This is a genomic window from Psychrobacter sp. ASPA161_6 (assembly GCF_051970285.1).
Classification (GTDB): domain Bacteria; phylum Pseudomonadota; class Gammaproteobacteria; order Pseudomonadales; family Moraxellaceae; genus Psychrobacter; species Psychrobacter glaciei.
Genome location: NZ_JBEFNJ010000003.1, coordinates 288,921 through 306,141 on the forward strand (window position 1 = coordinate 288,921; position 17,221 = coordinate 306,141).

Genomic DNA, 17,221 nt, shown 5'->3' on the forward strand with positions numbered 1-17,221 from the left:
TGTAGCCCACGTAATCCCAATGGGTACAGGCTTTTATATTGAATTAGTGTACATCTGAATGTACTCAATGAGCTGGCTTGATGGTTTTTTGACTAGGTTATTAGGTAATCATTAAAGTATAGACCTCTAAAACTCCTACGCTTTAATGATCGGGGCGATTCACCGCTGACTATTTAAAATAGGCTTCAGTACTGGCAACCCAATAAAGACTCGTATCTTTTTTTAAAGGTACAATTTTTTAAAGGTACAGTTGCAAGTGTATGACCTTCATTTTCAGTGAATTTAATTTGAATGCGCATGAACACAGGTAATACGCTTCATATTTTTATCAATTATACGCAGAGAATAAGCAATAAAAACAATACAGTGATGTACTGACAGCGATATTCAAGAGGCACCGATTCTCATCCATATAGTCACGCCTGTGTAGGCAATGATTTTTGATGATGCAGGGCATACAAGTGCAGTTAGCAACCAAGGTAAGTAGTGATATAATGTCCCAATTATCGATATTTTATGAAAGGTTTACATTATGGCTCGTACAGCTAGCGCATTGCATATTTTAGTAAAACACAAAGAGCAGGCTGAAGACATTATTGCCAAGCTCAAAAAAGGCGCCAAGTTTGATGTACTGGCTAAAAAATACTCAACCTGCCCATCAGGTAAAAAAGGCGGCAGCTTAGGTGAGTTTGAAAAAGGCGACATGGTACCGCCATTTGACAAAGTCTGCTTTAGCGGCGAACTCTTCACCCCACATTTAGTGAAAACCAAATTTGGCTGGCACGTGGTTAAAGTGCTTTACAGGACGTAAGCACTAGCGCCGGAGCTTTTGGTGGTAGCTGACTGAAAGATGCCTTAAACATTGTCCTGACTCATATATGATCTAAAACAACTTACAATCTAATGTCAGTGTCATAGCTAATAATATTATGGACAGAATAGAGGTCGGAAACACTGCTAAATGGCAGTGCCCAATTACGAATTTAATATTAGGGTCTGTTGAATATTCACAGATAGACACGGTCAGTGCCATGGTCGAATGTTCAAACACGCCCTAAACTTTAATGACACAATAGCTCAGAACAAGCACAATACTTTTTCTATCAGCTCAGCGCGTGGATAAGGGCATAGATAAGCGAAAATTAGCAGCACCTTATGGCACTTTTATATTCTGAACGGCGTTAAATGGCAGGGCAATAGAAATTTATATCTTATTTTGATACACAAATGGTGTTCCGATTTTATTTACTGAGTCAATGGCGTTAGAAATTACTCAAAAACGCTAGAAAACACCGCCAACAAGTGGATAATGATAGGTCGAATCTTCTCAATTCCAGTTTATACGCTCATAAAAACCAAATATGGTCAGTCCTCTATAAATCAGATACGGTGTCAGGCTCGCTTAGTCTACTATTTGTAGTACTTTCCCTTGCCTTCCTTGTATCCAAACTATATTAAACCGACTATGGTTAACGAGCGTTCAGTGAACTGGAGTCATTATCAGTTAGTAGAATAAAAGGATTTAACATGCGACTGTCATCATTCATGCAAAAAATGCACAAACGCAACCCTAAACTGGGCAAAGTCGCCTCGCTTGCAACAGCAACAGGTGTGCTTGCTGGTAATAGCTTAATCGTTGCGCTACCCGTATGGCTGATGGGTGCCACCAAAGTCGTGACCGGTGCGGCGATCGCTGATGACACGATGATCAAGGTGACCAATTATTGGATAAACAGTAATAACGCTTTAATCGATAATATCTTGCCGGAGAAAGACTGGCGTATCAGCCTACCTGATGACGTCAATATGCAAGGCAAGTACCTACTGATGAGTAATCATCAATCATGGGTAGATACCAGTATCGTGCAATATATTAGTGAAAATCGCTTACCGTTGACGCGCTTTTTCACCAAGTTTGAGCTGATATATATTCCTGTTATTGGTCAAGCTTTTTACTTTTTAGACTTTCCTATGATGCGTCGGCACTCTAAAGAAGCGATTGCTAAAAACCCAGCCTTACAAGGTAAGGATATTGAGGAAGCAAAACGCGCGTGTGCCCTCCTCAAAGACAAACCCTTTACCCTATTGAACTATTTAGAAGGGACGCGCTTTACCCAAGACAAGCATGACAAACAGCAGTCACCTTATAAGCATCTGCTCAAGCCTCGCGCAGGTGGTCTTTCATTGGCGATCAATGCATTGGGTAAAGAGATGGATGGCATCTTGGATATGACCATCGTTTATCCTGACGGGGTGCCGACGTATAGTGATCTGTGGAAGGGCAACATTAAGCGTTTGGGTGTCGACGTGCGACATGTCGAGATACCTGATGCACTATTTGATGCGGTCAAAAACGGTGGTTATGAGAATGATGAGGCCATCAAGGCGCAAATGTTTGCTTGGATAGAGGAAATGTGGCATCAAAAAGATCAGCGTATTAGCGCTATGCTGGCTGAATTTGATAACCGTCCTGACGTATAAACCAATCAATAGAAAAGGTAATAAATAAGGCTTATATATTTTGATACTTTGACCCCCACATTAAAAAATTGAGTGGGGTGTCAAAAAGCATGCTTGGTGGTTAGAGCATGACTATAATCAGGTCAATACAAGAAAGAGACAGCACAGAGAATATCAGGATATTAACTAGCAGTTTGGCAAGATTTAGCCGTTTTTAACCCACTTAGTCACTTTCGTTCAGATTGAGGACACGCCCTGACTCATCAAGGTATTTAAATATGAAACGTGCCAATCAATTACAGCCATTATCTCGCCAGCATCACCTTGGTCTTAACTTGTCTCGTCATGCGAAAGAATGCACTGACACGGCTATAGAGATTGCCAAGCACTGGCATAATCTCACCGCTTATATCGACGATATGCATTATCATTTTCAGACTGAAGATCATTTTCAGATTGAAGACAACTTAATTGCTAATGCGTTAGAGCCTTATCGCGCATCTCAACCTGAAGTAGCATCGGTATTAGCGGCGCTTGCTGGTCAGCATAAACGCTTGCAGACCCTGATAGATGCGGGTCAAAAAACGGTCAGTAATTCTATAACGGTAAAACAAGTCAGAGAGCTTGGCACGTTATTATACGACCATATTCGTTTTGAAGAGCGCGAACTGTATCCCATTGTGGAAAAGTATCTAACAGAGGATGAGCTGGATGCTGTTTATCAAGCAAGCCCAGACAGTATTAAGTGCTCAGATGAGAACCGCTAGAAATTAGAGTATGTTAAAAATGCTGTTTGCGTCGCTTCTATCGGTGTTAATTGAGCATCATCATTGGTCCAGCATCAGCGTTGATTTAGCTTATTGACAGTGGCAATCAAGGCGACCATGATGATACCAATGATAATAAGAATGCCGGACATCATATGTGCGGCTTCATAATTCAGTGCCTCCACTTGCTCATAGATAGCAATCGAGACGACCTTGGTCTCACCTGAGATACTCCCACCTATCATCAGTACCACTCCAAACTCGCCAATAGTATGGGCAAAACTAATTAAGCTGCCAAGAATGATACCAACGCGCGCTTGTGGCAATGCCACTTTCATAAAGCGCCTCAGACGACTTGGCTCCAATAAATGCGCCACTTCGATGACGCTGGCTGGAATGCGTAAAAACTGAGCGTAGACAGGCTGAATATAAAAGGGCAACGAGTAAATAATAGAGCCGATGACAAGCCCTTCAAAGGTAAAGATGAATGGGCTGATATCATGCTCAGCGAGCCATCTACCGATACCGACGTTGGGGCTTAATAGCAGTAATAAATAAAAGCCAATCACGGTAGGCGGTAATACCAACGGCAACGCGATAACGCCCATTAATAAGACTTTAAAACGGCTAAGTACTCGGCCACGGCTCGGTTTGGCAAGCCAATAAGCGACAGGCGTTGCAAACAGTAATAAGCACAAGGTCGTCACACTAGCGAGCTTAATGCTCACCCACAATGGACTGAGCATGTCTGCCATAAGAGATTGGGCTATCATAACGTCATTGCTCTTCTTGGTCGTTGCTAGCCGTTACTGATCGTAACAAGTAATATAGTCAAAATACACTAAAAACGCGACGCTATTGCTGATATCAGTTTTTTGTAGCCTCTGTCTGCGCAGGCACAGCAAGCAAAATTGATATCAGCAGTGCGTCATGTATCGATATTACTTTCCACTGACTATATCATTTACAAAAATTAGAGTAGCAAGGAAAAAGAGTACAAGTACTACGCATTGTAGGCTAAGCGATTTTGACACAGCTAATTGTATTTTTGGGTTTGGTATAAGGATAATGCTTGGTTATTTAACCATTAAATAGCCCGCTTGCGAGAAATAGTGTTGTCCTGCTTTTGAACGTAAATAATCTGTAAAATCTGCGGCGATGGGCGCGTCACTAATGACGATACCATCTTGCAAAATCGCTGGATAAGAGGCTGGTGCTAACGTGATAAATTGTTCAGGTTTGGCTTTGATAGCGATGATTTGTGACTGTGCAACAAAGCCATAGTCCACACTGCCCGTATGTGCGTATTGAAATGCTTGGCCGATATTTTCTGCTTGTATCAGGCGTTTTTGCTTATTTAAAGTGTTATATAAATTTTGCGACTGTAAATAGGCTTGTGCCGATGCGCCATAAGGGGCAAGCTCAGGATTAGCGATGGCTATCTTGCCATTAGCGTCTTTTATGAGTAAATCACTCAGCATTGCTGGACTCGATTTATCCAACGACTTAGTGACGCTATATAGTGCCAACTGGCCTTGCGTATAAGTAAACGCTGTATAGCTCTCATTATTTTTAGCGTTATTAACGACTCTTTCAGCCGCCAGTTTGGCAGGGAATTCTTGATTGGCAGATAAGAATATATCGTAAGGTGCGCCTGCTTTTATTTGCGCGTATAACTTGCCTGACGAGGCATAAGTGACGTCGATATCCTGCGCCGTTAAGTTTTTATCTGCTTTATAACCATCAACAATTTGAGGCAACACATCCGATAAATTGGCAGCAGCAGCAATACGTAGGGTTTGGGTTTGCTCAGGTGTCTGGCTAGCAGAATCCGTGTCAACCGTATTTTCTGCTGTGCAAGCGCTTAACGCTACTAGTAAAAACGCAGAGATAGGTGTCACCGCCATCAACTTAGCCATTACTAACCATCCTCGTTCTTAACCATTGTTACTAAGCCACTTGGAAACATCATTGTCGTAGTATTCTTGCTTCCAAACCGGAATATCTGCCTTAATTGTATCGAGTATCCAGCGGCAAGCATCAAAAGCGGGATAACGATGGGCAGAAACCACACCAACCCACACAGCGACATCGCCTATCTCTAAAGCACCGATACGATGAATGGCAATGGCATGAGTGATTTCAAAACGCTTTTTAGCTTCTTCGATAATTGCGCGACCTTGATTCAGCGCTAAGTCTTCATAACCATAATAGGTCAAGCGTTCAACACTAGTGGCATTATTATGATTACGCACTCTGCCTTCAAAGCAAACAAAAGCACCGCAGCTATCATCATCGAGGGTGTTTTTGAGTCGGTTTTCATCAATCACCACATCCAATAACGCAAAGCCATCACGCTCAGCGATTAGGTAGGCTTCATCGATACTACGCTTGATACTCATTGAGTGGCTGTGGACGTTATCTGTCATTTGATGTCTCTATTTGCTGTCTTTTTAATTAGGAAGCGATCTACTAAAATTTAACCACCCGCAACTGGGGTGATAAATACCACACTATCACCATCATAGATCTGGTCTGTCCATTTAGCAAAGTAATCATTTACCGCCACGCGTAGCTCTGCCTGCGGGCGACTAAAGCGATGCTTTTGACTGAGTTGTTCGTATAGCTCAGTCAATGAGGTCGACTGCTCAACGCTGACCGCTTCTTCTTGGCAATTGGCTTCGTCCGCTAAGCTGGCGAAATACAAGACGTTGATAGTCATCGTTGCTTCAGTGTTTGGTGCTACGTCAATATTACTCATAAAAACCTTCCATTCTGTGCAAACTATCGAGCTTTATAACTATAGTCAGTTAAAAGTAATATCGACACATCACGCACTGCTGATATCTATTTTTTTTGCTTGCTATGCCTGCGCAGACAGAGGCTTCAAAAAATTGATATCAGCAGTACCGTAGCGATTTTAGGATATTTTGACTATATATTACTGCTTATCTGGTAATGCTCATCGTTATAAAAAACTTCATTATTCTAAGTGTGATTTTAAGCATGACGATAGTCTGATTTTCCACCTGTTTTTGTCACCAAATGAATATTATCAATAACGATATCATGCGATAGCGCTTTGGTCATATCGTAGATGGTCAAACAAGCAATGCTAACGGCGGTTAAGGCTTCCATCTCGACCCCAGTTTTATGCGTGACTTTGACAGTGCCGCTGACGATAATGGCATTTAGGTCGTCATCATAAGCAAAGGCTAGACCAATCTTGTCTAGCGGCAATGGATGACACAGTGGAATCAAATCGTGGGTGCGCTTGGCGGCCATAATACCGGCGATATGCGCCGTCTGAGTAATGCTACCCTTTTTGGTCATACCATCAGCAGCTTTGATTTGCGCATAAATCTCGCTTGGGAAACGCACTTGTCCGACTGCATTGGCTTCTCGCGTCGTTGCCGTCTTGCCACTGACATCAACCATGGTAATATCGCCGTTGCCGTCTAGATGCGATAAGCTAGATTGTCTGCTTTCCTGATTATTGCTATTCATTGCTAATGTCTCTTGATAAGGTCTCTTGATAAGGTCTCTTGATAAAGTCTCTTGATAAAGTCTCTTGATAAAATTTTATAAATCGCTTAACACTGCGCAGGCACGTTGAAAATCTTCAGGGGTATTAAAGTTGGTCAGATGCTGCCAATTTTCTGTCAAAGGCACCGCTTGCGTAAGAGGCTTGATAAATGACATGACGCGGCGTTGACCGCTATCAACATAAGCCTTCAGATCAGGCTCAACACTTAATTGATACAGCCCCAATAATGGATATAGATGGCTATCATCGGTTAGACAAACCACTTTTTTATCGGCCGCTTGACTAATCACTGGTTGTAATTTTTGCCACAAATCAGTTGCCGGTATTAAGCTATCGCAGCTAATAACGAGTAACCATGAGGAGCCGGATTTTTGGTTTGGCGTTGTATCAGTGAGCTTAGCTAATGTCTGCAGAGCTGATTCAATAGCAACCAAAGCCCCGCCATTATCGCTCTGTTTGTCATCTTTCATAGGAGTGTAATCAGTAATATGCATAATTGAAGATTGTATATTACTAACAGTTAAATCTAAATCAACCGTAAAACCGCGCTCATGGTCTGCAATCATGATCGGTATATTGAAACCAGTTGCGTTTTCCGCAGCTGGTTTTAGTTCAAGGGCATGACGCACATGATAGTCTAATAGCCGCTCACCTGTCGACAGAGTGAGCTCCGCTTTGGGCGTGCCCATACGCTTGGACGCACCACCCGCTAAGATGACTACGCCTGCCAAGCTATTTAGATGTGGTGCAGTATCAACCATCATTGAATATCAGTCATGGCTAGGATTTTGTGCCAAAAAGTGCGGCACAAAATTGCATGGACGAGTACGGCTATCGAACTGCTCTTTTAAGATATTTTCCCAGCCAGTACGACACGCGCCTGATGAGCCCGGTAAGCAAAATATACCGGTGCCATTTGCCATGCCAGCAACCGCTCGTGATTGTACCGTAGACATGCCAATTTCATCTTTTGAGATGAGACGAAACATTTCACCAAAGCCATCGATCGACTTATCAAACAGTACTTTTACCGCTTCTGGCATGCTATCTCTGATAAAAAATCCCGTACCGCCCGTCGTAATCACTGCATGAACCTTTGGATCTGCAATCCAACCACTGATCACCGCTCTTATCTGGTAGATATCATCAGAGATCAATTGACGGTCTGCTAAATGATGCCCTGCTTCGGTTAAGCTGTCTACCAAGTATTGTCCTGAGGTATCTTCTGCAAGTGTTCGACTGTCAGAGACGGTTAATACGGTAATATTAAGCGGTGTAAATGCTGTAGCGGGTTTGCTCATAGAGTTTCCTCGAGAAGGTGATGTTAATGTTTAAAAAAGCGTAACGTGCTTATTAATTTAACCGCCAATGATTGACAGGTTATGCATAATGCCGCTATTGGCATCATGCAAATGATGGTGCTCAGGTTTAATCGGCATAAAGCTATATAGATCATTGACTAAACCTTGCACATCGTTAGTCTGTAGATGCTGACGAATATCATAGTTGCCTTGATCGAATAAGCACAGATGCACTTTGCCTTGACTGCTCACCCGCAGGCGATTACAGGTATCACAGAAATGCGCCGCGTAAGGGGCAATCATACCAATGCGTCCCATATAATCAGGATGGCTGTACTCTACCGCTGGACCATCACTACTGCCGCGCTCATGTGGCTGCCAGCCATGCTCTAATAAATAATCGGTAATAATATCGGACTGGGCATGCTGAGCAAAAAACAGATCGCTATTGTCGCTGGTCTGCATGAATTCAATAAATCGATAAGTCACTTGTCTATCTTTGACATAATCAATGGCATCTATCAGATTTTCAAAGGCAGTTTCTGCCATCAACACACTATTAATTTTAAGCTTAATATCCGTGGTTTGCAGCAACGTATCCATGTCAGCAAGTAGTTGTGGCAAGCTATCAAAGCCTGTCATCTTGTGAAAAGTAGCGGCATCAAAGCTGTCCATGCTGATATTTAACTGGTCGAGCCCAGCTGCTTGCCAACTGGTTAAATGCTTACCCAGCTTATAACCATTACTGGTCATCGCCACCGTTTCAATGCCATCAGTTTGTTTGATGGTTTCAATAATCTCGACGACATCGCGACGAATCGATGGCTCACCGCCAGTGATTCTAACTTTTTTGGTGCCGACTTGAGCAAAGCCGCGTATCAGTGTGGCAATCTCAGGGACGCTGAGCTCATCATCAGGGCGTTTGCCTTGATAGCCGTTCGGCAAACAGTATTCACAGCGAAAATTACAGAAGTCAGTAATAGACAAACGCAGATAAGTGAGACGTCGAGCGAAACCATCAGTTAACGGTTGAGAGTACTCAATATCTTGCTCGGTAGGTGCTGCTACAGACGGGGCTTGATAATTATCAAAAGCCGTAGTGGCTGTTAATGTAGACATACTAGGCGAATACAGTTGTGCATGGCCTATCTTAATGTTGTCATCACTCATATTTTCCTACCATCAGTAGTGCTTGTGGGCAGCATTACTTTATTATTCGTGTTTGGCCTACCATTGTATGATTTATTTTCAGTTTTTTTGTATTCATCTTATAGAGATTTAGAAAACTGTCACTACGCATGTAGCCAAGGGAACGGCTGCACAATGACGCTATCACCTGATGCCACATTACCACTGTCTTTGTCCAAAACAACAAAGCAATTCGCTCGGCTAAGCTGTTTGATTCTATGTGATTGCTGACCTGAGAAGCACTCAACTTGATAACTGCCAGCATCGTTTTGTGTGAGAACGCCGCGCTGAAAGTCCTTACGACCGGCTGATTTTCTGATATCGTTTGTGAGTGTCGCTTTGACACTCAGTTGCATAGGTCGCTCTGCTAGATCAGCGCCTGACATTTGCCACAATGCTGGTATCACAAACTGTAGTGCCCCAACGACCGTCGATAATGGATTGCCCGGCAGACCAAAATATAACACGGGTTTAGCTGTATCTTTATTTAATTCACCAAACACAAACGGCTTACCCGGCTTCATCGCGACTTTATAGTGGTTAATCTGACCCAGCTGTTCAATCACGGTGGTCAAAAAATCATAATCACCAACCGAGACGCCAGCCGTGGATATCAGGACATCGCAGTCTTGCATCGCTTTGTGGACAGCGGCAGTCGTCTGCTCTAGATTATCAGGGATAATGCCGTAATCACGAATGGTCATCGGCAGATCAGCCAGCATGGTTTTGAGTGTGGGCGTATTGGAATTATATATTTGCGCCAAGCTTGTCAGCTCATTGCCAATAGCAACCAGCTCATCACCAGTTGCTAACAAGCCTACGATCAACGGCTGAAATACCTTAACTTGGCTAATTCCTAAATTAGCCAGTAAGCTAATATCAGCAGCATTTAGGCGTTTACCTACCTTCAATACGGTCTCGCCCGATTCGATTTCTTCACCTTGTTTGCGAATATTGCTATCGATCTGAGCCGTTTGCGACAGCGTCACCGTGTAAGGTTTTGATTTATCGATTGAGTCTCTAATAGCGGCAAAGTTAGTATTCTCTTGCATAATGACCGTGTCACAGCTATTTGGAACGACAGCACCAGTAAAGATACGTACACCTTGTCCTGCTGTTAAGTCACCAGTATAAGCACTGCCCGCTTGTGATTCGCCAATGATTTGAATGATGCTGGTATCTGATATATCGCTGCCATGAGCAATGGCATAACCATCCATCGCCGATAGATTCTGTCTTGGTATATCGAATGTTGCGGTGATATCTTGCGCCAGTATTTGGTTACGACTGGCTAGCAGCTCACAGGTGTTGAGCACCCTTGTTGGCAATGGAAAGTCATTATTATTATAAGTATCTACGCGCAGCTTTATCGCTGCCTGTAACGCTTCCATCGTAATCATAAGAGCACACTCAGTTTGTCGGTTATTATTAGTATTACATTATAATTATTCATTATAGTGAGGCATTGCTGACAGTTTATCATCTGCAGTCTGTATTTTTTGCTATCAGCATTAATGGCATCCCTTCTACAATTGCATCCTTTATACTTGTTGTTGTAGTCGATTTTATATAACGTCAATGTATGCGTACTTAAGTTTTTGATAGCATCATACAAATAGGTTTATATAGCACCCTGCTCGTTAAACACTAACAGATAATCGACATTAGGGCATGTCCTCAATCTGAACGGAAGAGACTAAACAGGCTAAATACTACCAAACTGTATCAAATAGCTGGTCAATATCTCGATATTATCTACGCTATTTTTCTTGTTTGGCTACCGTTTATCTCATTTTATCTCGTTTTTATCGCCATTTTTAAAATGATGACATGCCCGAATAGTGAGTACTTAATTTTAACTGCTTAATTTTCAATGCGAGCCTTTTAACTCAGTACCATTTAACTCAGTGCCTTTTAAGTAAGCTGCTACTGGTAAATCAATGCCTTTAGATAGGGCATAAAAAAACACCTAGATTGAGGTGCTTTTTTGTGTTCATACTTATTTATAACCATGAACACAGTCGTCAAAAACGATGGCGTTGATTATTGCATAATAACGCCAGCAACCAACTTCACCATGATGTCAATGAAGAAGCACTACGCTGACTGATAAAACCGTCTGGCGTTTGAGCATTATCGGCTTGCCAGCGCTGGAATGCTTTGCGGGTATTGGTACCGATAATACCATCTGTGCCTTTGGTGTCATAACCTGCACCAGTTAAGCGCTGCTGCAATCTAGTCACTTGAGAAGTCGATAACGGGTTTTCATAGCGCGGCCATGATTTTCGTAGACCACTTTGCCCAGCCAGTGCTTTACCGAGCAAGCTCACACCCAGCGCATAGCTCGATGAGTTGTTATAGACTTTGATCACATCAAAGTTTGGGCTTAACAGTAGCACTGGGCCATCTTTACCCGCTGGTAGCCATAGCTCCATTTGCGTATTGGCATCGAGATAAATATCATCTATGGTATCAACGCCAAGCGCTGCCCATCTGGCCGCAGGTTGCTTGCTACCGACAACTGAGTAATCAAATGAAGCCGGAACCGTTACCTCATAAAAAGGCGCCAGACCACGAACCCAGCCTGAATTGCTGAGATAATTGGCGGTAGAGGCCAAGGCATCGCCCGTTGACCATGGGTTACGATGACCATTATTATCGCCATCGACACCATGCTCTAACCAAGTACCTGGGATGAACTGCGTCTGTCCCATACCGCCAGCCCAAGAGCCTTCTAACTGCGACCAAGACACGTCACCGCGCTGCAATAGCGTCGCTAATGACAGCAACTGCGTTTCGGCGAACTCTTGGCGACGACCATCATAAGCAAGGCTAGAGAGCGCGCTTGGCAAATCGCTATTGCCAGTCACCACACCATATGACGACTCCATGCCCCAAATCGCAGCGACGGTTTCGGCACTTACCCCATACTGCGATTCTAGTTGTGACAAAAATGCCCGTTGCTCAGAAAACTTGCGCTTACCCGTACTCACACGCCCATCTGATACCGCAGAATCAACATATTCCCACGGCATCTTTGAAAACTCTGGCTGTCCTGAGTCAAGCGAGATGACCTGCTGATTTAAGTAAGCAGAATCCATCAGACGTCGAACCGTTGAGGCATCGTAGCCTGATGACAGCGCACGCATGGAGAAGTCAGACTTCCAATCAGAAAAGCTGTTGTAGCTTGGTTTTGCCACTGGCTGCGGCTTGATAACCGGTGCTGGTGTTGGCTTTACTTGAATGGTTTGGGTCTGGGTAATCTGTACATTACCTTGACGCACAGGCTTGCTAGGCTTCTGCATCGCCTGTTGACTGGTACAACCTACCATCACTAAGGCAGGAAAAAGGGCAATATACTGTTTTTTTAACATCATAAAAACTCTCAATTATGAATAAGTGACTTAGCGATTAGCGGCAACAATTAGCAGCAGTTCATCAAATTTAACGTCTAAGCATTTAACGTCAAGGCATTTAACGTCCAAGTACAGCCCGTGGATCGATAGGATTGCCATTCAAGCGTACTTGAAACTCTAGGCCGACTTGGTTGGTTTGACCACTGCTACCCATACTGGCAATACGCTGGCCAAGTTGTACTTGCTCGCCTTCTTTGACCAGTAATTGACTATTGTGAGCGTAGGCGGTGATGTAATTATCGCTGTGGCGAATCATGATGAGGTTGCCATACTCTGGTAGACCACTGCCCGAATACAGCACAGTTCCAGATTGGCTGGCAAGCACAGGATCACCTTCGTTACCAGCAAACCACATGCCCATGTTACCCGCTGCCGCATCAAAGTTGCGAACCACTTGGTTGCGACTTGGATAGTCATAGCCTGATGTCGCGTTGGCCGTTACTTCATATGCTGGCGTTGGCGTGCTGGTGACAGGAGGCGTATAAGTCGGCTGTGAAGGAGCAGAGGTATTAGCACCATTATAAGTGTTATAGCGATTGTTGCTAGCTGCCGTTACTGGCGCGCCTTCCCATAGCTTCAACCATTGACCGCTATAGATAGTATATTTACTATCCAAACCGTTCATCGCCCCAATTTGACGATAGCTCAAGCGATAGCGCTCAGCGATTTGACTGACCGTATCGCCACGCTGCACGCGATGATAGTTAGGAACGCCTTTAGCATTGGTAATAATCTTAGACCCCGCTTGGTTAGCTGATTGGTAAGTAGGCTTCGTCGCACAGCCGACTATCGCTAACGATGCTGCTGTCAACGTCCCTATCAATGCTACCGTTGCCAAGCGCGATCCAGCAATAAGCTTCTTCATACAAGATTTCCTATTCTTTATGTTACTCACAAACTCCTTGTGCTAATCACAAGCATTTTGCTAACTTTTATACCGTTTAATTTTTGTCAAATACCATCATCAACAACTCGATAATAAATGATTTTTCTAATCTTTGGCAGCGCTAAATTATAGCATTAACGCCGACAGCCTATTGAGAGTGTCTGCTGGCGTGTGATGCAAGCGTACTGGTGATAGACTAATATAACCTGCTGCCACCGCTTGGTCATCCGTCATATTAGTTGCCGATGACTGAGTGTCTTCAATTTCTGATGGCGACTTGTATTGCTGCTTACGTAGCGATAGCCAATAGGCATCTCGACCGCGCGGATCCACCACATGATGTACAGGCCGTGCTATTTGGCTATGTCCCAGACAGGTGATTTTTCGACCTTTGATATCATCGGCATCATTTACATCGGGGATATTAACGTTTAATACATGATAGGGCAAACTTTTGAATGCCTCTACTATAGATGTTTCGGTTAGCAGTTTGACGATTTCATCGGCGGCCATTTGATAGCGGCTCGTTTGATCTTGTCCATTGCCTGTCATCCTTGCCCCTACCAGAGAAGTCGCAATTGCAGGTAAACCAAAGAGCTGCGCGGTCAATGCCGCGCCAAAAGTGCCCGAAAACAATACATCTTGCCCCAAGTTAGCCCCTGAGTTAATACCGGTAATCACGCAGTCAAAGTGTGTGTCTTGATATAGCTCGTGTAACGCCAAATAAACACAGTCCGCAGGCGACCCATTAACTGCGATAAATCCCGAGGGTAATTGATGAGTATATAACGGCTGAGAAATGCTCAATGCGCTACCACAGCCACTCTGCTCATTGTTTGGGGCAACTACCATCACCTCGCCAACCTTTGATAAGGCTTGCGCCAACGCTAACAATCCTGGCGCATGTACCCCATCATCGTTACTCACTAAAAATTTCATTTGCACTCAATATATTTAGGTTTGACCGTCTGTCTGCTTGTCTACTTTAAAACGATAAAATTGTTATACTCAGCCCGTTATTTGACGGTTTATTGCTTAGCGCAACTCACACTGACGGACGGCTAAAAACGATTGTTATCACTCAGTTTTCTTATAGCAATGGTCATTATTAAGTAGCACCTTACCCTTATAACGGTGTTAGGTGCAACGACATTGTAGGCGATTATACCTTAATCGTAGAGAGACACGAACCCACTCTTTGCACTGAATTCGCCTGTTGCTTGGCATGATCCTTGATCTTTCATAGCAGTCAAATCGCAATTTGAAAGTAAAACTGGTCGGTAACACGTTACAATAGACAACAACGCACAACAATATAAACTTATACTTTTATGCTGACGTAACTTATAAGCTGATGCTACTGATATGTTGCTGCAAAATGCCTTTGGCTCACAATATATCTACACATAAATCAATATTTTATGTGACTTTTGTTTTTTTACCCATTAACATATGACCATTAAATAAAGATAAGCGAGTGTGATACTGAATGAATAATCAATCGATATTATCTATAGCTTCTGTGATAGCAAAGACCGCCTCAAAAATTGGTTTTGCAGGACTGATAACGTCTGTTGCCATGCTGTCTCAAGCGACCAATGCTGCACCCAATCCAGCAACCACTATCCCATTGGATATGTCTGGTATGAATATCACCAAGCATGAAATTGCCGTGATGCAAGTATTGTCTGAGATTTGTCCACCGATGCTAAATGGCAAACAGAAACAGCGTTTTTATAAGTCTTATACCGTTCAGTTGCATGAATTGATGCCGTCTTTAGAAGATCCAAAAGCGGCGATTCAATATTTATCAACACAGCAGGATTATCGCCAAATATTACAAGGCATCCGTAGCTGGACCATGGGCTTCTCCAAGCAAGAGAACAAAGCCTTGTGTGAAGATTTGGCAAATGCTGAATATTAATTACGATGCTTTTAGTTATATGACTAAAACGCAGACTTTACTAAACCTAAAAATACTACTCGATATAACCAGCTCTATTATTCAATCGGATATAAGCAGCAATAAATAACCATAAAAAGCACAGATATTGCTGCTTTTGCTCTATCAAATTCAATAACTGGAATGATAGCGTAATGGGCTTAATGAATAAGCTCATTGCGCTTAGAAGAAGCTTGCTGTCACCCGACTGTTCAATTGCAGTGGGTGCGGCAAGCTTTTTTGTGGTACGTGAAAAATATGCATAAATCCTGATATATCGAAACGCTCTATAAGCGTTGTCTCTCTTTTTTAGTCGCGTCCTATTTTTTGTATTTATCGATTCCCCATCGGTTGGCATTTTGCTAAGATAAGGCGTTAATTTTATGTCCGTCGCTCAGGCATGGTTTTCCTCATTCACATACTCTTTTAAACCTTTATATTTAACATATACGGTTTGATAGAAGGTGTGAGGTTTAGTACCAGCTATGATGCGACAGATACATTTGGTTCCATGATGCGGTGTAACAATCTATGACAGTAAAGCGTGTAAAAAAACAGCTGGTGCAGCTGGTAGTTGGCATGAGTATTTCTATGAGTGCAGTGATGGCGAGCGCCGCCATTCAGCCACCTGAAATGGAAAATACAGCCTATGTGCTAATGGACTACAATACTGGTGAAATTTTGGCACAAAAAAATGCCAATCAAGCTCTTCCACCAGCGTCTCTAACAAAAATGATGACCAGTTACATCATTGAGCAGCGCTTAGCATCAGGTGATCTCAAAGAAGAAGAACAAGTATTGATGAGCAAAAATGCTTGGTGTCGCGGTAGTAGCAGTCAATCTTGTATGTATGTGCCGGTAAACAAGACGGCCAGCGTTATCGATATGCTGCGCGGTATTATCATTCAATCAGGTAATGATGCCTCAAAAGCGATGGCAGAGCATATTGCTGGCAGCGAAGACTCATTTGCCATCTTAATGAATGAGCAAGCGCAAAAGCTTGGTATGGAGAACACCCACTTCGTTAACTCTACGGGCATGCCTGACGAAGGTCATGAAGCCTCTGCATTGGATTTGGCCAAGTTGGCGCGCGCTATCGTCAAAAATAGCGGTGACTATTATGGTATTTATGCCGAAAAAGAGTTTACCTATAATGGTATTACTCAAGGTAACCGTAACGCCCTACTCAGCACCGACTCTACTGTTGACGGTCTAAAAACAGGTCATACCGATGCCGCTGGCTATTGCTTAGTCGCCTCAAGCAACCGCGAAGGCATGCGTTTAATCTCTGTCATTATGGGTACAGAAAGCCAGCAAGCACGTGCCGATCAGTCACGTGAGCTACTCAACTGGGGCTTTGGTCATTTTACTACCGTAACCAAAGCACCTGCTGGCCAATTCGTAAGCAAAATCCCTGTATGGTTTGGAGAAGCTGAGGAAGTAGAACTAACCACGGGTGACAATCTACAAATTTTGACCAGCAAAACACAGAAAAATAAAATCACGACCGTGGTTGATATCCCTGAAAGTCTAGAAGCACCTATCAAAAAGGGTCAAGAAGTTGGCAAATTGATGGCTGTCATTGATGGTAAAGCAGTCGCATCAGTGCCTATCATCGCGACCAATGATGTCGAGCAATCAGGCTTTATGAGTCGTATGTGGCAACATGCGGTACGCTGGGTACAGAACTTATTTTAAAGTGACGCTGTCTGCT

17 protein-coding genes are annotated in these 17,221 nt (G+C 43.3%); 5 read left to right on the plus strand and 12 right to left on the minus strand.

Annotated features, from left to right (window positions below; genetic code table 11):
• Nucleotides 1–532 precede the first annotated feature (532 nt).
• The 3 genes from ACTQ9T_RS10455 to ACTQ9T_RS10465 all read left to right on the plus strand — a co-directional run bounded on the left by ACTQ9T_RS10455 (nt 533) and on the right by ACTQ9T_RS10465 (nt 3,227).
• Nucleotides 533–811 carry a peptidylprolyl isomerase gene (locus tag ACTQ9T_RS10455; protein WP_440465003.1) on the plus strand — a complete coding sequence of 93 codons (279 nt, stop codon included), beginning with the start codon at nt 533–535 and terminating at the stop codon, nt 809–811.
• 716 nt (nt 812–1,527) lie between these two features.
• Nucleotides 1,528–2,481: an acyltransferase gene (locus ACTQ9T_RS10460; protein WP_189586591.1), complete on the plus strand. Its 954-nt coding sequence runs from the start codon at nt 1,528–1,530 to the stop codon at nt 2,479–2,481.
• A 257-nt stretch (nt 2,482–2,738) separates the two neighbouring features.
• The gene (locus ACTQ9T_RS10465; RefSeq protein ID WP_440465004.1) at nt 2,739–3,227 is read left to right on the plus strand and encodes a hemerythrin domain-containing protein; all 489 of its coding nucleotides are present in this window, start codon (nt 2,739–2,741) and stop codon (nt 3,225–3,227) included.
• Between the two features lie 74 nt (nt 3,228–3,301).
• On the opposite strand, the gene modB is transcribed toward ACTQ9T_RS10465, so the two are convergent.
• The 12 genes from modB to surE form a co-directional block, all read right to left on the minus strand.
• Entirely contained in the window at nt 3,302–4,000 is a 699-nt protein-coding gene (modB, locus tag ACTQ9T_RS10470; RefSeq protein WP_240216786.1) for a molybdate ABC transporter permease subunit, read from the minus strand.
• Between the two features lie 303 nt (nt 4,001–4,303).
• Nucleotides 4,304–5,146: a molybdate ABC transporter substrate-binding protein gene (gene modA / locus ACTQ9T_RS10475; protein ID WP_440465005.1), complete on the minus strand. Its 843-nt coding sequence runs from the start codon at nt 5,144–5,146 to the stop codon at nt 4,304–4,306.
• An 18-nt stretch (nt 5,147–5,164) separates the two neighbouring features.
• Nucleotides 5,165–5,656 (minus strand): molybdenum cofactor biosynthesis protein MoaE, encoded by a 492-nt coding sequence (locus ACTQ9T_RS10480; protein WP_440465006.1) that lies wholly within the window; start codon nt 5,654–5,656, stop codon nt 5,165–5,167.
• A gap of 50 nt (nt 5,657–5,706) precedes the next feature.
• The gene (locus tag ACTQ9T_RS10485; RefSeq protein ID WP_025650563.1) at nt 5,707–5,988 is read right to left on the minus strand and encodes a MoaD/ThiS family protein; all 282 of its coding nucleotides are present in this window, start codon (nt 5,986–5,988) and stop codon (nt 5,707–5,709) included.
• 239 nt (nt 5,989–6,227) lie between these two features.
• On the minus strand, nt 6,228–6,734 hold the full coding sequence (moaC, locus tag ACTQ9T_RS10490; protein ID WP_025650565.1) for a cyclic pyranopterin monophosphate synthase MoaC: 507 nt from the start codon (nt 6,732–6,734) through the stop codon (nt 6,228–6,230).
• Between the two features lie 75 nt (nt 6,735–6,809).
• The gene (gene mobA / locus ACTQ9T_RS10495; protein WP_440465007.1) at nt 6,810–7,538 is read right to left on the minus strand and encodes a molybdenum cofactor guanylyltransferase; all 729 of its coding nucleotides are present in this window, start codon (nt 7,536–7,538) and stop codon (nt 6,810–6,812) included.
• Between the two features lie 6 nt (nt 7,539–7,544).
• Nucleotides 7,545–8,075, minus strand: coding sequence for a molybdenum cofactor biosynthesis protein B (gene moaB, locus ACTQ9T_RS10500; RefSeq protein WP_025650567.1), 531 nt, complete (start codon nt 8,073–8,075; stop codon nt 7,545–7,547).
• 57 nt (nt 8,076–8,132) lie between these two features.
• Entirely contained in the window at nt 8,133–9,245 is a 1,113-nt protein-coding gene (gene moaA / locus ACTQ9T_RS10505; protein ID WP_440465008.1) for a GTP 3',8-cyclase MoaA, read from the minus strand.
• Nucleotides 9,246–9,367: 122 nt separating this feature from the next.
• The gene (locus ACTQ9T_RS10510; protein ID WP_440465009.1) at nt 9,368–10,663 is read right to left on the minus strand and encodes a molybdopterin molybdotransferase MoeA; all 1,296 of its coding nucleotides are present in this window, start codon (nt 10,661–10,663) and stop codon (nt 9,368–9,370) included.
• Between the two features lie 672 nt (nt 10,664–11,335).
• Entirely contained in the window at nt 11,336–12,640 is a 1,305-nt protein-coding gene (locus ACTQ9T_RS10515) for a lytic murein transglycosylase (RefSeq protein WP_440465010.1), read from the minus strand.
• A 97-nt stretch (nt 12,641–12,737) separates the two neighbouring features.
• Nucleotides 12,738–13,544, minus strand: a complete 807-nt coding sequence (locus tag ACTQ9T_RS10520; RefSeq protein WP_440465011.1) for a LysM peptidoglycan-binding domain-containing M23 family metallopeptidase — start codon at nt 13,542–13,544, stop codon at nt 12,738–12,740.
• 147 nt (nt 13,545–13,691) lie between these two features.
• A complete protein-coding gene (gene surE, locus ACTQ9T_RS10525) occupies nt 13,692–14,504 on the minus strand; it encodes a 5'/3'-nucleotidase SurE (RefSeq protein ID WP_440465012.1) in 813 nt (270 codons plus the stop codon).
• 550 nt (nt 14,505–15,054) lie between these two features.
• On the opposite strand from surE, the gene ACTQ9T_RS10530 reads away from it, so the two are divergent.
• A complete protein-coding gene (locus tag ACTQ9T_RS10530) occupies nt 15,055–15,489 on the plus strand; it encodes an MCR_0457 family protein (protein WP_010199041.1) in 435 nt (144 codons plus the stop codon).
• Nucleotides 15,490–16,038: 549 nt separating this feature from the next.
• Nucleotides 16,039–17,205, plus strand: coding sequence for a D-alanyl-D-alanine carboxypeptidase family protein (locus ACTQ9T_RS10535; protein ID WP_189586550.1), 1,167 nt, complete (start codon nt 16,039–16,041; stop codon nt 17,203–17,205).
• The last annotated feature ends 16 nt before the right edge of the window (nt 17,206–17,221 follow it).

Coding starts and splice junctions, on each gene's coding strand:
- ACTQ9T_RS10455 (WP_440465003.1), top strand. CDS start 533: ATGGCTCGTACAGCTAGCGCATTGCATATTTTAGTAAAACACAAAGAG.
- ACTQ9T_RS10460 (WP_189586591.1), top strand. CDS start 1,528: ATGCGACTGTCATCATTCATGCAAAAAATGCACAAACGCAACCCTAAA.
- ACTQ9T_RS10465 (WP_440465004.1), top strand. CDS start 2,739: ATGAAACGTGCCAATCAATTACAGCCATTATCTCGCCAGCATCACCTT.
- modB (WP_240216786.1), bottom strand. CDS start 4,000: ATGATAGCCCAATCTCTTATGGCAGACATGCTCAGTCCATTGTGGGTG.
- modA (WP_440465005.1), bottom strand. CDS start 5,146: ATGGCTAAGTTGATGGCGGTGACACCTATCTCTGCGTTTTTACTAGTA.
- ACTQ9T_RS10480 (WP_440465006.1), bottom strand. CDS start 5,656: ATGACAGATAACGTCCACAGCCACTCAATGAGTATCAAGCGTAGTATC.
- ACTQ9T_RS10485 (WP_025650563.1), bottom strand. CDS start 5,988: ATGAGTAATATTGACGTAGCACCAAACACTGAAGCAACGATGACTATC.
- moaC (WP_025650565.1), bottom strand. CDS start 6,734: ATGAATAGCAATAATCAGGAAAGCAGACAATCTAGCTTATCGCATCTA.
- mobA (WP_440465007.1), bottom strand. CDS start 7,538: ATGATGGTTGATACTGCACCACATCTAAATAGCTTGGCAGGCGTAGTC.
- moaB (WP_025650567.1), bottom strand. CDS start 8,075: ATGAGCAAACCCGCTACAGCATTTACACCGCTTAATATTACCGTATTA.
- moaA (WP_440465008.1), bottom strand. CDS start 9,245: ATGAGTGATGACAACATTAAGATAGGCCATGCACAACTGTATTCGCCT.
- ACTQ9T_RS10510 (WP_440465009.1), bottom strand. CDS start 10,663: ATGATTACGATGGAAGCGTTACAGGCAGCGATAAAGCTGCGCGTAGAT.
- ACTQ9T_RS10515 (WP_440465010.1), bottom strand. CDS start 12,640: ATGATGTTAAAAAAACAGTATATTGCCCTTTTTCCTGCCTTAGTGATG.
- ACTQ9T_RS10520 (WP_440465011.1), bottom strand. CDS start 13,544: ATGAAGAAGCTTATTGCTGGATCGCGCTTGGCAACGGTAGCATTGATA.
- surE (WP_440465012.1), bottom strand. CDS start 14,504: ATGAAATTTTTAGTGAGTAACGATGATGGGGTACATGCGCCAGGATTG.
- ACTQ9T_RS10530 (WP_010199041.1), top strand. CDS start 15,055: ATGAATAATCAATCGATATTATCTATAGCTTCTGTGATAGCAAAGACC.
- ACTQ9T_RS10535 (WP_189586550.1), top strand. CDS start 16,039: ATGACAGTAAAGCGTGTAAAAAAACAGCTGGTGCAGCTGGTAGTTGGC.